Raw genomic sequence first — 15,072 nt, 5'->3', positions numbered from 1 at the left:
GAGCGAGCGGTGGCCGCTCAGCCCCGGGGCCGGCGCTCGTGCTGCCAGAGCACCTCGCCGTGGCCGCTGCGGCGGGCGAGCACGCGGGCCATCACGAAGAGCAAATCTGAAAGGCGGTTCAGGTAGCGTCGTGCTTCGGGGCGGACCTCTTCCACCCGGCCGAGGGCGACCACGTCACGTTCGGCGCGGCGGCAGATCGTGCGGGCGAGGTGACAGGTCGCGGCCGCCATGCCGCCGCCGGGAAGGATGAAGTCCTTCAGCGGGGGAAGGTCGGCGTTGAAACCGTCCAGCACACCCTCGAGCCGGTCGATGTCCCTTGCCTGGATCATCGCCATGCCGGGGATGCACAGCTCCCCGCCAAGGTCGAACAGTTCGTGCTGTATCTGGACCAGGGCCTCGCGGATGTCCTCGTCCAGGCCCTCGGCGGCGATGACCATGCCGATGGCGCTGTTCAGTTCGTCGACCGTGCCGTACGCCGCCACCCGCAGGGAATCCTTGCCAATACGGCTGCCGTCGCCGAGCCCCGTACTGCCGTCGTCGCCCGTGCGCGTGTAGATCTTGGAAAGTCGATTGCCCATCCGGGGCATTCTAGCGGGACGGAGGTATCATTCGCGCATGAGCCAGTCCGAACCCATTCTCATCGTCGGCGGCGGCCTGGTCGGTGCCAGCCTCGCCATCGCACTGGACGCTGCCGGCCTGCCGGCCGTGCTGATCGAGGCGGCCGCGCCGCGGGTCGACCAGCAACCCAGCTACGACGAGCGCAACCTTGCACTGGCGCGCGCGACCGTCAACGGACTCGATGCGATCGGCGTGTGGGATTTCGCCCGGCAGCGCGCTACACCGATCCTTCACATCCACACCAGCCGCGCCGGCGATTTCGGCAGCGTGCGGATGGATGCGGCGGCGGAAGGCGTCGACGCGCTCGGCTGGACGCTACCCGCCCGCGAACTCGGTGCCGCCCTGCTGCAACGCCTGGATGCGTGCCGGCACCTCATCCGTATGGCGCCGGCGCGCGTGGAAGGCATCGAGCCGGCGACCGGCGGTTGGGCGGTAACGGTGGCGACCGCCGAGGGGTCGCACCGGCTGACCACGCCGCTGCTGGTCGCCGCCGACGGCACGACATCGGGCATCCGTGCCCAGCTGGGGATCGGCACGCGCGAACACGACTACGAACAGGCGCTGTTCGTCACCACCATGACGCCGGAGCGCGATCCGCGCGGGCGCGCCTTCGAACGCTTCACGGACGAGGGCCCCGTCGCGATGCTTCCGCTCGCCGAGCGCCGTGTCGGCGCAATCCTGACGGTGCCCGCCGAACGGGCAGACGACGTCGCGGCCATGGACGATGCCGCCTACCTCGCGCTGGTGCAGGAGCGCTTCGGCTGGCGTCTTGGCCGCCTGAGCCGGCCCGGCAGGCGGGTGCCGTACCCGATTCGCCGCGTCGCGGCCGAATCCTTGACGGGTTCCCGCGCGGTGCTCGTCGGCAATGCGGCGCAGACCGTGCATCCAATCGGCGCACAGGGCTTCAACCTCGGCCTTCGCGACGCGCTCACGCTCGCCGAACTGGCCACGACGGCGGCCGATCCGGGCGACGCGGCGATGCTCGCGGAGTATGCGCGTCGCCGCACGCCGGATCGCGAAGGCACGATGGCCATGAGCCACGGCCTCGTGCGTCTCGCATGCATGGACCAGCCTTTGCTCGGACCGTTGCGCTCGCTGGCGATGCTGGCGCTGGACCGGCTTCCCCCACTGCGGCATGCCTTGAGCCGTCGGGGCATGGGATTCCGCGCCCACGCGCCCCTGGCCGTGCGGGAGAAGACGCCATGAGCGAACCCCGGAACGACACGGCCGCGCGGCGCCGCGGCAACCTGCTCGACGTCGCCGTGGTCGGTGGCGGCATGGTGGGCGCGGCGGCCGCGTTGGCCCTCGCCCGCGCGGGATTCTCGGTGGCCCTGGCCGATGCGCGCGAACCGGCGCCATGGGCGGCGGCGGACGAACTGGACCTGAGGGTCGTCGGCCTCGCGCCCTCCTCGATCGCGCTGCTCGACCAGTTGGGTGTCTGGCCGGCGATTCGCTCCGCCCGTGCGTCGGGCTACGACCGCATGGTGGTATGGGACGCCGAAAGCGGCGCCACGATCCGCTTCGACGCGGCCGACGAAGGCCGCGACGTGCTCGGCTATATTGTCGAAAACGCCCTCGTGCAGGCCGTGTTATGGCATGCGCTCGACGATGCCGGCGTCCGCCGCGTGGTCCCTGCGGAGGTCGTGGCGTTCTCGCGGCGCGAGGATCGCGCACAGCTGGAACTCGCCGACGGCCAGGCGATCGCCGCCCGTCTTGTGGTCGCCGCCGACGGTGCCGAATCGCCGCTGCGCGGCATGGTCGGCATCGGCACGCATGGGCGCGATTACGCGCAGCGCGCCGTCGTCGCCCACGTCGAGACGGCGCGCCCGCACGAACGTACGGCCTGGCAACGATTCCTTCCGACCGGCCCGCTTGCGATGCTGCCCCTGGCCGATGGACGCAGTTCGATCGTGTGGTCGCTGCCCGATGCCGAGGCACGCCGTGTGCTCGCGCTGGACGACGAAGGCTTTCGCGAGGCGCTCGGTGTGGCCAGCGATTTCCGGCTGGGCCCCATCGGCGGCGTCACGCGTCGAGCCGCGTTTCCCCTGCGCCTGAAGCTGGCCGACCGTTACGAAGCGGACAGGCTGGTGCTCCTCGGCGATGCCGCGCACGCCGTCCATCCGCTGGCCGGGCAGGGCGTGAACCTGGGCTTGCGCGACGTCGTCGAGTTGCGCGACACCTTGCGGGATGCCCACGAGGCCGGTCGCGACATCGCGGCAGCCCATGTGTTGCGCCGCTACGCCCGCCGTCGCCGCAGCGCCGACGGCCTCGACGCCTGGTCGTTCGATGCGCTGGCACGCATCTACGCCTGGCAGGCCGCACCGCTGGTGGCCGTCCGTGGCGCCGGCGTGCGCCTGATGGATGCCTTCGGCCCGCTGAAGCGCCGCATCGCCCGCCACGCCGCGGGCCTCTGACCCGCGTCACATCCGACCCGGCCCGCAGGAGCCGCTATAGCGGCTCCTGCGCGGCAGAGCCTATGCTTGGGGTCCATTCCCCGGGAGTCACGCCGATGCGTCGTTCGCTGCTCGTCCTGTCCTTGCTGGTTTTCGGTTACGTGGGTGCCGCCTCGGCGGCGATGGTCGCCAAGCCGGTGCAGTGGACCGACAACGGCATCGCCTACAAGAGCTTCCTCGTCTACGACGATGCCGTCGCCGCCAAGCGGCCCGGTCTGGTCATGGTGCCGAACTGGTTCGGCGTGAACGACATGGCGGTGGCCAAGGCGAAGGAGATCGCCGGCAAGGATTACGTCATCCTCCTCACCGACATGTATGGCGACGGCAAGCGTCCGTCGAACGAAAGCGAGGCGGCGGCGGCGGTGAAGCCGCTGTATGCCGACCGCAAGGTCATGCGCCAGCGCGTGTCGCGCGCACTCGTCGAATTGAAGGCGCAAGCGAAGAGCGCGCCGATCGATCCCGCGAAGCTTGCCGCCATCGGCTTCTGTTTCGGCGGATCGGCCGTGCTCGACCTGGCTCGCGAGGGGGCGGACATCGCCGCCGTGGTCACGTTCCACGGCATCCTTTCCACCGATGCGAAGCTTCCTTCGGACATCCACGCCAAGGTGCTCGTCCTGACCGGTGCCGACGACCAGGGTGTGCCGATGGAACAGCGCGCGGCCTTCGAGACGGAAATGCGCGAAGCGAAGGTCGACTGGGCGCTCGAAACCTTCGGCGGCGCGGTGCACTGCTTCACCGAGAAGGAAGCGACCGCGAAGACCGGGAATTGCCGTTACGACGCGAAGGTGGCGCATCGCGCGTACGCCGCGATGCATGCGTGGCTGGCGGAAGCCTTCGCGAAGTAACGGCATCCCTGGCGCCGCTGTAGGAGCCGCTATAGCGGCGAGGAAAACGCGCGACAGCGCGACAAGAATGCCCTCGCCGCTATAGCGGCTCCTGCACGGAGTGCCGGAGCCGGCGAAGGAGTGTCAGAACCGGCGTTCGACCGAGTAATCGGCGAGCGCCGCGAGGGCGTCGCGGAAAGTCGAGGGCGCCAGTTCCGCGAGCGCGTCGCGTGCCGCCGTCGCATGGGCCACGGCCTTCGCGTGCGTGCGCTCGAGTGCGCCGGAATCGCGGATGGCGGCGACGATGCGATCCAGCGAATCGAGCCCGCCGTGTTCGATGGCGTGCCGCAGGGACTTCAGCTGTTCCGCGTCGGCCGCCTGCATGGCGTAGATCAGCGGCAGGGTGGGCTTGCCTTCGGCGAGATCGTCGCCGATGTTCTTGCCGAGCGTCTCCGCGTCGGAGACGTAATCGAGCAGGTCGTCGGCGATCTGGAAAGCGTAGCCCAGTTCCATGCCGTAGCGGCGGAGCGCGGCCGTCTGCGCGTCCGGCAGGCCGCCGAGCACGCCGCCCAGTTCCGTCGCCGCCGCGAACAGCACGGCGGTCTTGCGTTCGATCACCGCAAGGTAGGCGGTCTCGTCGACGTCGGCGTTACCGATGTTCAACAACTGCAGCACCTCGCCTTCGGCGATCGTATTGGTGGTATCGGCGAGGATGCGCATGATGCGCATGTCGTCCAGTTCCACCATCAGCTGGAACGAGCGCGAATAGAGGAAGTCGCCCACGAGAACGCTCGCTGCATTTCCCCATAGGGCGTTCGCCGTCTTGCGGCCGCGCCGCATGTCCGACTCGTCCACCACGTCGTCGTGCAGCAGCGTGGAGGTGTGGATGAACTCGACGATGGCCGCCAGCTTGGCGTGCTCCGTGCCGTCGTAGCCCGCGGCACGGGCCGCAAGCACATGGAGCATCGGACGCAGACGCTTGCCGCCCCCCGCGATGATGTGGTCGGCGATCCGGTTGATGAGCACGACGTCCGATGAGAGACGGTGCCGGATGAGTGCGTCGACCTCCTTCATGTCGTCAGCCGCCAGGGCGCGGACGCCGGCGAAATCGAGGGAGGAGGGGCGGGCGGCGATGGAAGACATGGACCAGGTCGTGTGCGACGTATCAGCGAACAGTATACGGGCTGAACGGTCTGTGTCGGTGCAGGGAGGGCCTGCCTCGGGGCTGCCGCCTGCTTTCGCGCCTACGCGCCATCCCGGCATCCACCGGCCGCGAGTCGCGGCTGCCCCCGCGAAAGTGCCTGTGTTCGCTTGATTTTTCAGAATTTACTTATCGCGAGGCGGCTTTCGCTGTGCCCACACTGACCTCGCACGCCGCGCACAGGCGTGCCTTTCCAGTCCACCAAGGAAGCCGCCATGTACAAGAAATTCATCGCAGCGAGCCTGTTCGTCTCCACCCTGGCCGTCGGACCGGCCGCCAGGGCCGCGAACGACGGCATCATCGACATCACCGGAAGGATCACCTCCACCACCTGCGAAGTCGAGGGCCAGCCGCCCGGCAGCGGCGGGGTCAGGAAGAGCGTGCCGCTGGACACCATCAGCGCGGGTGCCCTCGCCCAGGTCGGACAGACTTACGGCGATCGCGGCTTCACGATCCAGATCGGCGGCAACCCCGATTGCGCGGACGATACGACGGTGAAAGTCCGGTTCGATCCTTCCAGTCCCGCGCTCGATCGCCTCACCGGCCGGCTCAACATCGACGCCGGCGCCGACGCTGCGGGCGGCGTGCAGATCCAGATCGCGAACGGCGACGGCACGCCGATCCATCTCTACACCGAGGATTCCAAGAGCGTGGTCGTGGCGGATAACAAGGCGCAGGTCGACCTCATCGCCCGCTATTACCGTTCCGGCGAGGTCACGGCCGGCGCCGCGAATTCGCGCGTGGGATTCCAGGTCATCTACGAATAAGGCCGGTCAACGCGGTGCGGCCGGGCACGGGGCCCGGCCGGCCATGCCTCCATGGACAAAAGGAACCGTCATGTCACGCACCCTATCGGCGATCGGCGCCGTCGTTCTCTTCGCATATGCCGGCATGGCGCATGCCGCCGTGGTCATCGCGGGCACGCGCGTGGTGTTCCCCGCGCAGGCACGCGACGTGTCGTTGAAAGTGGAAAACAAGGGCACCGAGCCGGCGCTGGTCCAGGCCTGGATCGACGACGGCGACGAAGCCTCCTCGCCGTCGACGGCGCGCGCACCGTTCGCCATCACGCCCCCGGTCTTCCGGATCGATCCCGGTCACGCGCACACGCTTCGCATCGTGCATGTCGGCGACGGCAAGCCAAAGGAAAGGGAGGCGCTCTACTGGCTGAATGTGCTCGAGATCCCGCCCAAACCGGCCGAGGCGGAAAGCGGCAACCTCCTCCAGTTCGCCTTCCGTCACCGGCTGAAGTTGTTCCATCGGCCCAAGGGCCTCTCCACCGCGCCGGAGCGCGCGGCCTCGGACCTGCGCTGGTCCGTGGAGCGTGACGGCGGGAAGATGCGCTTGCGCGTCGACAATCCCTCGCCTTATCACGTCTCCTTCCAGGCTGTCGGCCTCTCGCCGGGCGGCAAGGGGGACGCCGCGCGCGACCTCGGGGGAGGTATGGTCGGCCCCGGCGCGTCCACGCGCTTTTCTCTTCCCGATGCCGCGGGCGACATCCGGGAAGGAAAGGTGGGCTTCGTGACGATCAACGATTTCGGGGCCGCCATTCCCGGTTCCGCGGCCATTGCTCCGTGACCGTGGCCGCGTGCCCATGCTGTCGGGTACCTCTGCGCGGTGGCTTGCCTTATGCGCATTCGGAGGCTGGCTCATGACGGTCCGTGTCGCCCAGGCCCAGGACACCCCGGTTGTCTTCGATGCCGCTTTCCTCCAGGCCGCCGATGCGGCGGCGCTCGACATGTCGCGCTTCGCGCTCGGCAATCCGGTGCTGCCCGGCGATTACGACGTCGACGTATGGATGAACGGCGAGTGGCAGGCGCGCAAGTCGGTCCGTTTCGTCGCCCACGGAGGGGGTGCCGACGCCGGCCCTTGCATCGCGCGCGAGGAACTCGTCGCATATGGGCTCGATCCCGCCTCGCTGCCAGCGGTGGACGACGATCCCTGCCTCCCCATGGCGCAACGCGTCGCCTCGGCGACGACTCGATTCGACGTGAGCGAGCAACGCCTCGACATCGAGGTGCCGCAGGCCGCCATGTCGCGCCGCCGACCCGGCGCCGTACCGCCAGGCCAGTGGGACCACGGCATGACGGCGGGCCTCCTCGCGTGGCGCGCGGGCGCGCGCCGCACGGATTCGCCTCGCCGGAGCGACGCGTCCGTCCATGCCGATGCGGACGCGGGCGTCAACGTCGGGCCGTGGCGGCTACGCCATGCCGCGTCCTTGTCCGGCGGGCATTACAGTCGCCGGCACGCGTATGTCGAGCGCCCCGTGGCCGAATGGCGTGCGCAACTGCGCACGGGCGTTTTTCCCCTGGGGAACGGCACGTTCCCGGCGATCCAGCTGCGCGGCATCTCGCTCGCCAGCGATGCGCGCATGGCCGCCGACGCCCTCGCCGGGTATGCGCCGCGAGTGAAAGGCATCGCGGCCGCCCATGCCACCGTGAGGATCACGCAGAACGGGATCCTGCTGCGCGAACTCGTCGTGCCGCCTGGACCTTTCGAGGTCGACGATCTCCATGCCGCCGGGCGCGGCGGGGATATCCAGGTCGACATCGAGGAACACGGCAGGCACCGGACGTTTCGCGTGCCGTTCTTTCCGGTGCCCGAACTCCTGCGCGAGGGCAGCACGGCGTACACGCTGAGCGCCGGACGCGGCATGGTCGGCCGCGGGCGTTCCCACGGCGTCGTCCAGGCCGATGGGCGGCACGGTTTCCCGGGTGAACTGACGGGTCACGCCGGTGGACGCCTGTCGCGCGGCATCGCCTCGCTGGTCGTGGGTGGAGCGATCGCCACGCTGGGAGGCGCGTTCGCGCTCGATATCGCACGTTCGCGCCGCTCGGGCAGCGGCAGCACCGGACTATGGCGCATGCGTCATGGGAGGCAATGGGCCGACGGAACCCTCGTATCGTTGGGTATGGCGAAGGGGCGCGAAGGCGTGTCCCGCGCCATGGGCGGCTCGACGGTACGCGCCGATGCCATGCGGCGTATCGATGTGCTCATCCAGAAGGACTTCGGCGGAAGGGGCATTCTCGGCGTGAACGCCTCGCACGTCGCCCACGCGCGGGGGAAGGGTGGTGCGCTGGAACAGGCCGTGTCGTGGACGCGTACCTGGGGTCGTCTCGGCATGGATGTTTCGCTGAGGCGGTCGCGCCGTCACGATCTCGCCGGTCGTTTCAGCGAGACCGCCGGGCAGGTGAACGTTTCCATGCCGCTGGGCGCGACCGCGTCCGCGGCGCGGCTGCATGCCACGGCCCTCGCTGGCGCGCATGCCGACGGCGCGCGTCTGGGTATTCACGGAAACGTCGGCGAAGCGGCCGAAACCCGGTATGGCGCGGCAGTGGGCCGGGATCGGCGAAAGGGCAGCCGCTTCGACGCATCGGTGTCCCGGCGCATGGCCGCGGGCGAGGTCGTCGCGACGATCGACAGCTCGCCGGTGGCGCGTGCCGGGTCGCTGTCGGCGTCGGGCGGCCTGATCTTCCATCGCGGCGGCATCACACCGGCCCAACGGCTGGGCGACGCGGTCGCCCTTGTGCAGGCGCGCGGCGCACAGGGTGCCGGGGTGGCGGGCGGCACGGGCGCAAGGATCGGCCGTCGCGGCCACGCGGTCGTTCCCCATCTCACGCCCTACCGCTGGAATACGGTGGACCTCGATCCGGCCGGAACGTCGCTCGATGTCGGCTTCGTGGCCACTCACCGCCGCGTGGCGCCGACGGCGGGAGCGGTTGTCCTCGTGGCGTTCGAAACCGAACTCGCGAAGACGGTCCTCGTTGCCGGACGGTTGGCGGACGGACGGCCGCTGCCCTTCGGGGCGGAGGTGCTGGATTCCCAGGACCGCTCGGTAGGCCTTGTCGGTCAGGGCGGCCGGATCTTCCTGCGGACGGAGCGTACCGACGGGCAATGGACCGTGCGCTGGTCCGGCGATGCAACCGGTCGGTGCGTCCTGCGTATCGCGCCGGATGCAACCACCGCCGCGGGAGAGCCGCGGCTCACAGGAGCATGCGAATGAACAGGTTCAAAGGACTCGCCGTGGCGGTCTTGGGCGTGGCTTGCCTGGACGTCCATGCCGACGATCGCCTCGAATTCCAGGTACGGGGCGCCATCGCGCCCTCCTGCGCGCTCGTCGCCGACCGCATCCGCATCGACCTCGGCTCGGTGACGGCCGGCGAACTGGCCGCAGTGGGCTCTGCCAGCCGGTGGCGGGGCGCCCGCTTCGGCGGAATGGATTGCATCGGCGCGACCAGGGCATCCGCCACCCTGCGCGGCACACCCTACCCGGACGACTCCCGTTACCTCGAAGCGGTGGGCGAGGCGCGGGGCGTCGCCATCGAAATGCGCTCCGCAGGCGGGCAGGCCCTGCCGCCGGACGGCATGACCGCCGTGGATTTCACCTGGCAGGGCAATCGTCCGGAACTGGGCTTCGAAGCCCGCTTCGTACGTGTCGGCGCGTTGCGTCCGGGCACTGCGGGGGCGACGGCCTGGATCCATATCCGCTGGGAATGAGGGTGGTGGGCCTACGGGGCGCATCAGATGGCTCCCCTGCGTACCGGTTTGCCCTTCGCGCGACCATCGACGAAACTAGCCGGTCCGACCCGCCCGCGCATCCCGCGCCGGCCCGCTATGATGGGCGGGTACACGCATACGAGGTAAATCCATGGCACGCGGCATCAACAAGGTCATCATCGTCGGCAACCTCGGCGCGGATCCGGAAACCCGTTACACCGGCGGCGGTACGGCGATCACTTCCTTGCGCATCGCCACGTCCGAAGCCTGGACCGACAAGCAGAGCGGCGAGAAGCAGGAACGCACCGAATGGCACCGCGTGAAGCTGTTCGGCAAGCTCGCCGAGATCGCGGGCGAATACCTGAAGAAGGGCCGCCAGGTCTACATCGAGGGTTCCCTGCGCACGGACAAGTACACCGACAAGGACGGCATCGAGCGCTATTCGACCGACATCATCGCCAACGAGATGCAGATGCTCGGCGGCCAGGGCCAGGGTGGCGGTGAAGGCGGCGGTTTCGCCGGCGGCCAGGGCGGAGGCCGCCCGCAGCAGTCGCGCGGTGGCCAGGGCGCCGGTGGCGGCAACTGGAGCGGCGGTGGCGGCCAGCAGCGCAGCGGCTACGCCGGCGGTTCGCGCGGCGGCGACGACTACGGCCAGCCGCGCGGCGGCAACGCGCCGCAGCGTTCGGCTCCGCCGGCCAACGAGGGCTTCGACGATGACGATATCCCGTTCTGAGCGACGCCCGCTCCAGAGTGACGAAAGAAATATAGCCCCGTCGTTACGGGGCTTTATTTTTTCATGGTCGGCTTGACACGCGTCGCACGGAACGGGCCGATGCCTGGAAGGTTTCCCGGCCCCGGTCTCGGGTGGGACGGTTGCTTTCGCTATCGCGGCGGAGCGCCGGACGAGCGACCTCTGGCGCGCTCGATGTACGAGGCCAGCTCCGTGAGGTAGAACGGCTTCGGTAACAGGGCGATCTCTTCGGGCAGCGCCTCGAGCGATTCTCCTGGCAATGCGGTGGTAACGACGATCGCCATTCCCGGGTACCGCCGCATCGCCATCGAGGCGAGCAGCGACCCATCGATGGAACCGGGCATGGTGACGTCGGTCAGCAGCAGATCGAAAGGACCGGCGGTGTCGAGAATGGCCAGGGCGACGTGAGCGTTTGCCGCTTCGATCGCGTCGAATCCGAGTTCGTCGAGCATGAGGCAGAACAGCTTTCGAAGGTCTGCGCAATCGTCAACCACAAGCGCACGATCCTTCGCACTGCCTGCGGCCGTTTCTTTGCCGGCGATCGTCATAATGCTTTGCCTTTCATGGTGCCTGGCCGGGTCTGGGGGGACATTTGCTTCACCTGGCTGTGGTCGTGTCGTGGGCGGTCATAGTTCCACGCGCCACCCGCGGGATGGCCCTTGCCGTCCCGTCCATGATGATCTTCTGCGCGTGGTGGAGAACGTAGTCCGAGAACCAGGCGTATCGTCGTCATGCGACGTGAGTCCGGATGTCCGCTACATCTTGAAAAGCGGCTGCAGGGCGCGGGCAAGCCAGCCGGAGAAGCGCAGCGGCAGATCGGTGGCGGCAACACATACGCAAGGCACGCCGGGCGATGTCGCCGGCTGATGCTCGATGTCGCAATCGAGGTCGGCGACATCGCCCGGCGCGAAATGCCCCAGGGAATCGTCATACGCTCCCTGGAGGATCATCGTCAGCTCGTTGCCGCCATGGCTGTGCATCGGAACGCTCCGTCCCGGTGCGATCCGCAGCAGCATCAGGTTCCCGTCCCGTACCTGCGAGCGGATGTGATGCACGCCCGGGCCGATGGTTCGCCACCGCAGGCCGCTGTAGCTCCGCCCGAAGTACGGCCACAGCGGCTCGGGCAGCCGATCGGGATCGTGGACGCGGGGGGGCGCCTCGCGATGCGCCGGCGACGAAACGGGCGATTGCGCCAGGCGCTTCAGCAACGAGTCCCGCGCAGCGGCGGGCAGGGGGACGCCTTCCTGCTGGCTCATCAGCTGTCCGCCGACCCGGTCCGCGTCCAGCAATTGGGTGCGGCAATGAGCGCAGATGCTCAGGTGGGCGGACACCACGGCTCGAAAGGCCTCGGGTAGCGAGCCCGCCGAATAGCCGATCAAGGTGCTGCTGTCGAGGTGGTGGTAGGAATTCATGGGGCGGGTCTCAGTCCAGCCTGAAGTTTCGCGAAGGCGCGCCGCAGATTGGATTTCACCGAACCCAGCGGCATGCCCAGCTCCTGGGCGATTTCACTGTGGCTCTTGGATTCCAGGTAAGACATGCGAACGAGCCGCGCCTGCACGGCCGGCAGCCGATCGATCGCGTTCGTGAGCCGGACATGATCGGCAAACGCCTCCGTGCTGTTGTCTTCGCCATCGGCTTCGCACCGGTCCAGCCATTCCAGGCCGTCCTGTACTTCCCGCCAATGCGGCTCCGCACGCACCCTGTCCAGGTAAAGGTTCCTGGCAATCCGGAACAGCCAGGTAGAGAGACTCGCGCGTGCGGGATCGAACTGGCCCGCGCCGCGCCATAAGCGAAGCATGGCCTCTTGCACGAGTTCCTCCGCTTGCGCAGGCACTACCCGCAAGCCGAGCAGGTACCGGAGCAGACGCGGCCCATAGTGGTCGTAGATCCGCATGAAGCAGTCGACGTCCCGGCCGGCGGCCACGGCGGCCATCTGCTGGGCCCAGTAGCGCGCGTCTTCGATCGTTTGACCGGATGGCTCAGTCACGCGTCGCTTGGCCTCGAAAGGCCTTACCTTGGCGGGTAGTGGATGGGTTGCCATCATAGCCAGAGAAGGTGCACGGCAGGGAACCGGCGGTGCCGGCGGGCGCCATCGGGTTCCCCGTGGGGGAAGGAGGGATGACCGATAGCACCGGCCGGCACCAAACTGACGTTCATGACACGATCCGCCTTGTGATCATGTTTTCCTGTACGTGGGCCGCGCGCGTTTGGATGCATCCCCCTCGCCATGCCGGTTCGGGCGACTTCCGAACCGGCATGTCCGATCTCAGCGCTGAGGAACCTGCCTTAATTTCCGGGTGTCGTAACCCATCGCCGCGACACGCTCGACCAGTCGGTCGTATTCCTGCCGTGGAATGGTTGGCGTCCGTGCCATGATCCAGACGTAGTCGCGCTTGCTGCGCGCAACGATGACCGATCGATAGTCCGGATCGAGCCAGGCGACGATGTATTCCGCCTTGATGGGCCAGATGAACTGCATGCCCCAGACGGCATTGCCGGTGTTTTCGCGGATGAACCCCGTGGCGTGCATCGTCTTGAGCTCGCCGTCCATGGCGTCGACTCGGTAGCGGAAGGTGGTTTTCACCCGTCCGTCCGGCCGGAGCGAATACGATTCCACGGCTCGATACGCATGGCGTTCGAAGCGGGTCGGTATGGCTGCAATGACATACCAGTCGCCCATGAAACGCGCCACATCGACGTGAGGCACCGGAACGATGGGCGCTGGGGCGGCACAGCCGGCAAGGGGTTGCACGGCCAACATGATGACGGTCAGGATTCCGGCGAGCCGACGCATGACATGCTCCTCCTTCAATCGCCGCGGACGAACCGGTAGTGCGCCACCAGCCATTCCTGGCCGTGGGCATAACCGAAGAGTTCGGCGCAAGCCATCCAGAACATCCGCCAGCGCTGGAACCACAGGCGGCCCAGCGCTTCGCTGCCATAGGCCTGGCACAACAACGCGAGCAGCGGCGCGCCATGTTCGTCCTGGCGGGCCAGCCAGGCATTGGCGGTGCGCTGGTAGTGGGTGCCATCCACCAACCATTGGCGTTCCACCCGCAGATCCCGCTGGAACCGCAACAAGGTGTCGGTCGCGGGCATCATCCCGCCGGTGAAGAAGTGGCGGGCCATCCAGTTATCGTCGCCCTTCGTCTCGAATGGATAGGCAGCGTGCCGATGCGCGAAAATGTGCACGAACAAGCGGCCGCCCGAACGCAGCCATCCGGCGATGCGCGCCAGCAGCGCATGGTGATTACGCACGTGTTCGAACATTTCGACCGAGACGCAACGATCGTAGCTTGCTCCCGGCAGCTCGAGCGCATTGATGTCGCAGGTGACGACCTGGACGTTGCGCAATCCTCGCCGCTCGCATTCCGTCAAGATGTGGCGACGCTGCGAGTGTGAGTTGGAGACCGCCGTGATGCGCGAGGTGGGATAGCGCTCGGCCATCCAGAGCGTGAGCGAACCCCAGCCGCAGCCGAGTTCCAGCACGTCCTGGCCGTCCGCCAGCTGGGCCCGTTGTGCGTAAAGCTCCAGCATGGCGACCTCGGCTTGCTCCAGGGAAGTGGCCGGTCCCGGGAAGTAGCACGCGGAATATTTCAGGCGGGGCCCGAGGCAATGCTGAAAAAAAGCGGTAGGCAGCTCGTAATGCTGGGCGTTGGCGACATCGGTGTGGATGGCCAGGGGGCCATGTCGCAGGTCGCCGATCAGCCGGTCGTTGCGTTCCTGGCACGCCTGGACGCCACCCTCGTTGCAGGCCGCCAGTCGCTGGGCGCAAAGCCGGCGGATGCCCGCACGCAGCAGCATGTCGGGGACGAGTCCGCGCTCGGCCAGGCCGAGGAGGCCGGGCGCCGGCCGGTCGGCACGAAGTTCGGCGGAAGGGGCGAGCCTGGCGTTCATGGGGAATTCCTGGAAGTTTCTGGGCGGGGAAACCAAGGGATGAACATCGGGGTGCTTCGCTGGTAGGCGCGGTATGCCTCGCCGCGCGTCCTCAACGCCTGCGCCTCCGTATAGGGAACGCCGCTGATCCAGCGGAGAAACACATACATGACGAGCGGTCCCGACCAGGCCAGCCAGCCGATCGGCGAGCCGACGGCCAATGCCACGTAGCTGAACCAGTGCAGCCATTCGAAGAAATAGTTCGGATGCCTCGAGTAGCGCCACCATCCGACACGGCACGTCTTGCCATGGTGCGACGGGTCGCTGCGAAAGTCGGCCAGCTGCCGGTCGGCGACCGTCTCCAGCGTCACGCCGAGCACCCAGATCAGGACGCCGGCCGCCGTCCAGACCCCCACGGCGTCGTGTGGGTTCGCGGCCACGGCGACAAAGGGCAGCGCGAACAGCAGCACAAGGAAAGCCTGTGCCTGAAAGAACAGGAAGAACTTCAACTGGCTGCCGTTCCAGTGCGCACGCAGGTAGCGATAGCGGCCATCTTCGGCCTCGCCACGTACGCGTCGCCACAGGTGCGCGGCCAACCGCAAGGACCAGGCGCCGCCCATCAGTGCAAGCAGGATCCGTGGCGTCATCGCGCCCTGGCCGGTCGCGGCCGTCAACAGGGCCGCGACGCCCAATCCGGCAGCCCAGAGCACATCGACCACGCCGGCGTTGCCGTGACGGCGTTGCCAGTCCCAGCCAATCGTCATGACGACCGTCATGACGATTGCCAGACACAGCATCTGCGTGGCGCCATTCATGTGGGTGTCCCATGGCGGCCGGTGGCCCGGCAGGTCGAAC

16 protein-coding genes are annotated in these 15,072 nt (G+C 68.0%); 8 read left to right on the top strand and 8 right to left on the bottom strand.

The genetic code is table 11. The features are described from left to right. Window positions 1-17 precede the first annotated feature (17 nt). Window positions 18-578, bottom strand: a complete 561-nt coding sequence (locus HBF32_RS10505) for a cob(I)yrinic acid a,c-diamide adenosyltransferase (protein WP_166699577.1) — start codon at window positions 576-578, stop codon at window positions 18-20. A 37-nt stretch (window positions 579-615) separates the two neighbouring features. On the opposite strand from HBF32_RS10505, the gene ubiH reads away from it, so the two are divergent. The 3 genes from ubiH (at window position 616) to HBF32_RS10490 (ending at window position 3,916) form a co-directional block, all read left to right on the top strand. Further along, on the top strand, window positions 616-1,824 hold the full coding sequence (gene ubiH / locus HBF32_RS10500) for a 2-octaprenyl-6-methoxyphenyl hydroxylase (RefSeq protein ID WP_166699576.1): 1,209 nt from the start codon (window positions 616-618) through the stop codon (window positions 1,822-1,824). Next, window positions 1,821-3,032, top strand: a complete 1,212-nt coding sequence (locus HBF32_RS10495; RefSeq protein WP_166699575.1) for a UbiH/UbiF/VisC/COQ6 family ubiquinone biosynthesis hydroxylase — start codon at window positions 1,821-1,823, stop codon at window positions 3,030-3,032. Before ubiH ends, HBF32_RS10495 begins: the two co-directional genes overlap by 4 nt. Before the next feature lie 95 nt (window positions 3,033-3,127). Then, window positions 3,128-3,916, top strand: coding sequence for a dienelactone hydrolase family protein (locus HBF32_RS10490; protein ID WP_166699574.1), 789 nt, complete (start codon window positions 3,128-3,130; stop codon window positions 3,914-3,916). A 123-nt stretch (window positions 3,917-4,039) separates the two neighbouring features. Here HBF32_RS10490 and HBF32_RS10485 read toward each other — a convergent pair whose 3' ends face one another. Further along, entirely contained in the window at window positions 4,040-5,038 is a 999-nt protein-coding gene (locus HBF32_RS10485) for a polyprenyl synthetase family protein (RefSeq protein WP_166699573.1), read from the bottom strand. 273 nt (window positions 5,039-5,311) lie between these two features. Here HBF32_RS10485 and HBF32_RS10480 point away from each other — a divergent pair, with 273 nt between their 5' ends. From HBF32_RS10480 to ssb, 5 genes are all read left to right on the top strand, one after another. Next, the gene (locus tag HBF32_RS10480; RefSeq protein WP_166699572.1) at window positions 5,312-5,863 is read left to right on the top strand and encodes a fimbrial protein; all 552 of its coding nucleotides are present in this window, start codon (window positions 5,312-5,314) and stop codon (window positions 5,861-5,863) included. 70 nt (window positions 5,864-5,933) lie between these two features. After that, window positions 5,934-6,671, top strand: a complete 738-nt coding sequence (locus HBF32_RS10475; RefSeq protein WP_166699571.1) for a fimbrial biogenesis chaperone — start codon at window positions 5,934-5,936, stop codon at window positions 6,669-6,671. A 73-nt stretch (window positions 6,672-6,744) separates the two neighbouring features. After that, on the top strand, window positions 6,745-9,096 hold the full coding sequence (locus HBF32_RS10470; RefSeq protein ID WP_166699570.1) for a fimbria/pilus outer membrane usher protein: 2,352 nt from the start codon (window positions 6,745-6,747) through the stop codon (window positions 9,094-9,096). Continuing rightward, a complete protein-coding gene (locus tag HBF32_RS10465) occupies window positions 9,093-9,590 on the top strand; it encodes a fimbrial protein (protein WP_166699569.1) in 498 nt (165 codons plus the stop codon). The genes HBF32_RS10470 and HBF32_RS10465 overlap by 4 nt, the downstream gene beginning before the upstream one ends. Before the next feature lie 151 nt (window positions 9,591-9,741). Continuing rightward, on the top strand, window positions 9,742-10,323 hold the full coding sequence (ssb, locus tag HBF32_RS10460) for a single-stranded DNA-binding protein (protein WP_166699568.1): 582 nt from the start codon (window positions 9,742-9,744) through the stop codon (window positions 10,321-10,323). Between the two features lie 149 nt (window positions 10,324-10,472). Here the strand turns inward: ssb and HBF32_RS10455 are convergent, their stop codons facing one another. The 6 genes from HBF32_RS10455 to HBF32_RS10430 form a co-directional block, all read right to left on the bottom strand. Further along, the gene (locus HBF32_RS10455) at window positions 10,473-10,889 is read right to left on the bottom strand and encodes a response regulator (protein WP_166699567.1); all 417 of its coding nucleotides are present in this window, start codon (window positions 10,887-10,889) and stop codon (window positions 10,473-10,475) included. Between the two features lie 207 nt (window positions 10,890-11,096). Beyond that, window positions 11,097-11,753, bottom strand: a complete 657-nt coding sequence (locus tag HBF32_RS10450) for a ChrR family anti-sigma-E factor (protein ID WP_166699566.1) — start codon at window positions 11,751-11,753, stop codon at window positions 11,097-11,099. Continuing rightward, the gene (locus HBF32_RS10445; RefSeq protein ID WP_166699565.1) at window positions 11,750-12,385 is read right to left on the bottom strand and encodes a sigma-70 family RNA polymerase sigma factor; all 636 of its coding nucleotides are present in this window, start codon (window positions 12,383-12,385) and stop codon (window positions 11,750-11,752) included. The genes HBF32_RS10450 and HBF32_RS10445 overlap by 4 nt, the downstream gene beginning before the upstream one ends. 222 nt (window positions 12,386-12,607) lie before the next feature. Next, window positions 12,608-13,135 (bottom strand): lipocalin family protein, encoded by a 528-nt coding sequence (locus HBF32_RS10440; protein ID WP_166699564.1) that lies wholly within the window; start codon window positions 13,133-13,135, stop codon window positions 12,608-12,610. A gap of 14 nt (window positions 13,136-13,149) precedes the next feature. Continuing rightward, the gene (locus HBF32_RS10435) at window positions 13,150-14,238 is read right to left on the bottom strand and encodes an SAM-dependent methyltransferase (RefSeq protein WP_166699563.1); all 1,089 of its coding nucleotides are present in this window, start codon (window positions 14,236-14,238) and stop codon (window positions 13,150-13,152) included. Next, window positions 14,235-15,032 carry a DUF1295 domain-containing protein gene (locus tag HBF32_RS10430; protein WP_166699562.1) on the bottom strand — a complete coding sequence of 266 codons (798 nt, stop codon included), beginning with the start codon at window positions 15,030-15,032 and terminating at the stop codon, window positions 14,235-14,237. The genes HBF32_RS10435 and HBF32_RS10430 overlap by 4 nt, the downstream gene beginning before the upstream one ends. Window positions 15,033-15,072: the final 40 nt, after the last annotated feature.

Source organism: Luteibacter yeojuensis (genome assembly GCF_011742875.1).
Lineage (GTDB): Bacteria > Pseudomonadota > Gammaproteobacteria > Xanthomonadales > Rhodanobacteraceae > Luteibacter > Luteibacter yeojuensis.
This window is presented reverse-complemented; position numbering and strand designations above follow the sequence as displayed.

Excerpts from the sequence above, each read along its gene's own strand:
- HBF32_RS10490 (WP_166699574.1), top strand. The coding sequence starts at position 3,128 with ATGCGTCGTTCGCTGCTCGTCCTGTCCTTGCTGGTTTTCGGTTACGTG.
- HBF32_RS10485 (WP_166699573.1), bottom strand. The coding sequence starts at position 5,038 with ATGTCTTCCATCGCCGCCCGCCCCTCCTCCCTCGATTTCGCCGGCGTC.
- HBF32_RS10430 (WP_166699562.1), bottom strand. The coding sequence starts at position 15,032 with ATGAATGGCGCCACGCAGATGCTGTGTCTGGCAATCGTCATGACGGTC.
- ssb (WP_166699568.1), top strand. The coding sequence starts at position 9,742 with ATGGCACGCGGCATCAACAAGGTCATCATCGTCGGCAACCTCGGCGCG.
- HBF32_RS10450 (WP_166699566.1), bottom strand. The coding sequence starts at position 11,753 with ATGAATTCCTACCACCACCTCGACAGCAGCACCTTGATCGGCTATTCG.
- HBF32_RS10435 (WP_166699563.1), bottom strand. The coding sequence starts at position 14,238 with ATGAACGCCAGGCTCGCCCCTTCCGCCGAACTTCGTGCCGACCGGCCG.
- ubiH (WP_166699576.1), top strand. The coding sequence starts at position 616 with ATGAGCCAGTCCGAACCCATTCTCATCGTCGGCGGCGGCCTGGTCGGT.
- HBF32_RS10475 (WP_166699571.1), top strand. The coding sequence starts at position 5,934 with ATGTCACGCACCCTATCGGCGATCGGCGCCGTCGTTCTCTTCGCATAT.
- HBF32_RS10495 (WP_166699575.1), top strand. The coding sequence starts at position 1,821 with ATGAGCGAACCCCGGAACGACACGGCCGCGCGGCGCCGCGGCAACCTG.
- HBF32_RS10480 (WP_166699572.1), top strand. The coding sequence starts at position 5,312 with ATGTACAAGAAATTCATCGCAGCGAGCCTGTTCGTCTCCACCCTGGCC.
- HBF32_RS10440 (WP_166699564.1), bottom strand. The coding sequence starts at position 13,135 with ATGCGTCGGCTCGCCGGAATCCTGACCGTCATCATGTTGGCCGTGCAA.
- HBF32_RS10465 (WP_166699569.1), top strand. The coding sequence starts at position 9,093 with ATGAACAGGTTCAAAGGACTCGCCGTGGCGGTCTTGGGCGTGGCTTGC.
- HBF32_RS10505 (WP_166699577.1), bottom strand. The coding sequence starts at position 578 with ATGGGCAATCGACTTTCCAAGATCTACACGCGCACGGGCGACGACGGC.
- HBF32_RS10455 (WP_166699567.1), bottom strand. The coding sequence starts at position 10,889 with ATGACGATCGCCGGCAAAGAAACGGCCGCAGGCAGTGCGAAGGATCGT.
- HBF32_RS10470 (WP_166699570.1), top strand. The coding sequence starts at position 6,745 with ATGACGGTCCGTGTCGCCCAGGCCCAGGACACCCCGGTTGTCTTCGAT.
- HBF32_RS10445 (WP_166699565.1), bottom strand. The coding sequence starts at position 12,385 with ATGATGGCAACCCATCCACTACCCGCCAAGGTAAGGCCTTTCGAGGCC.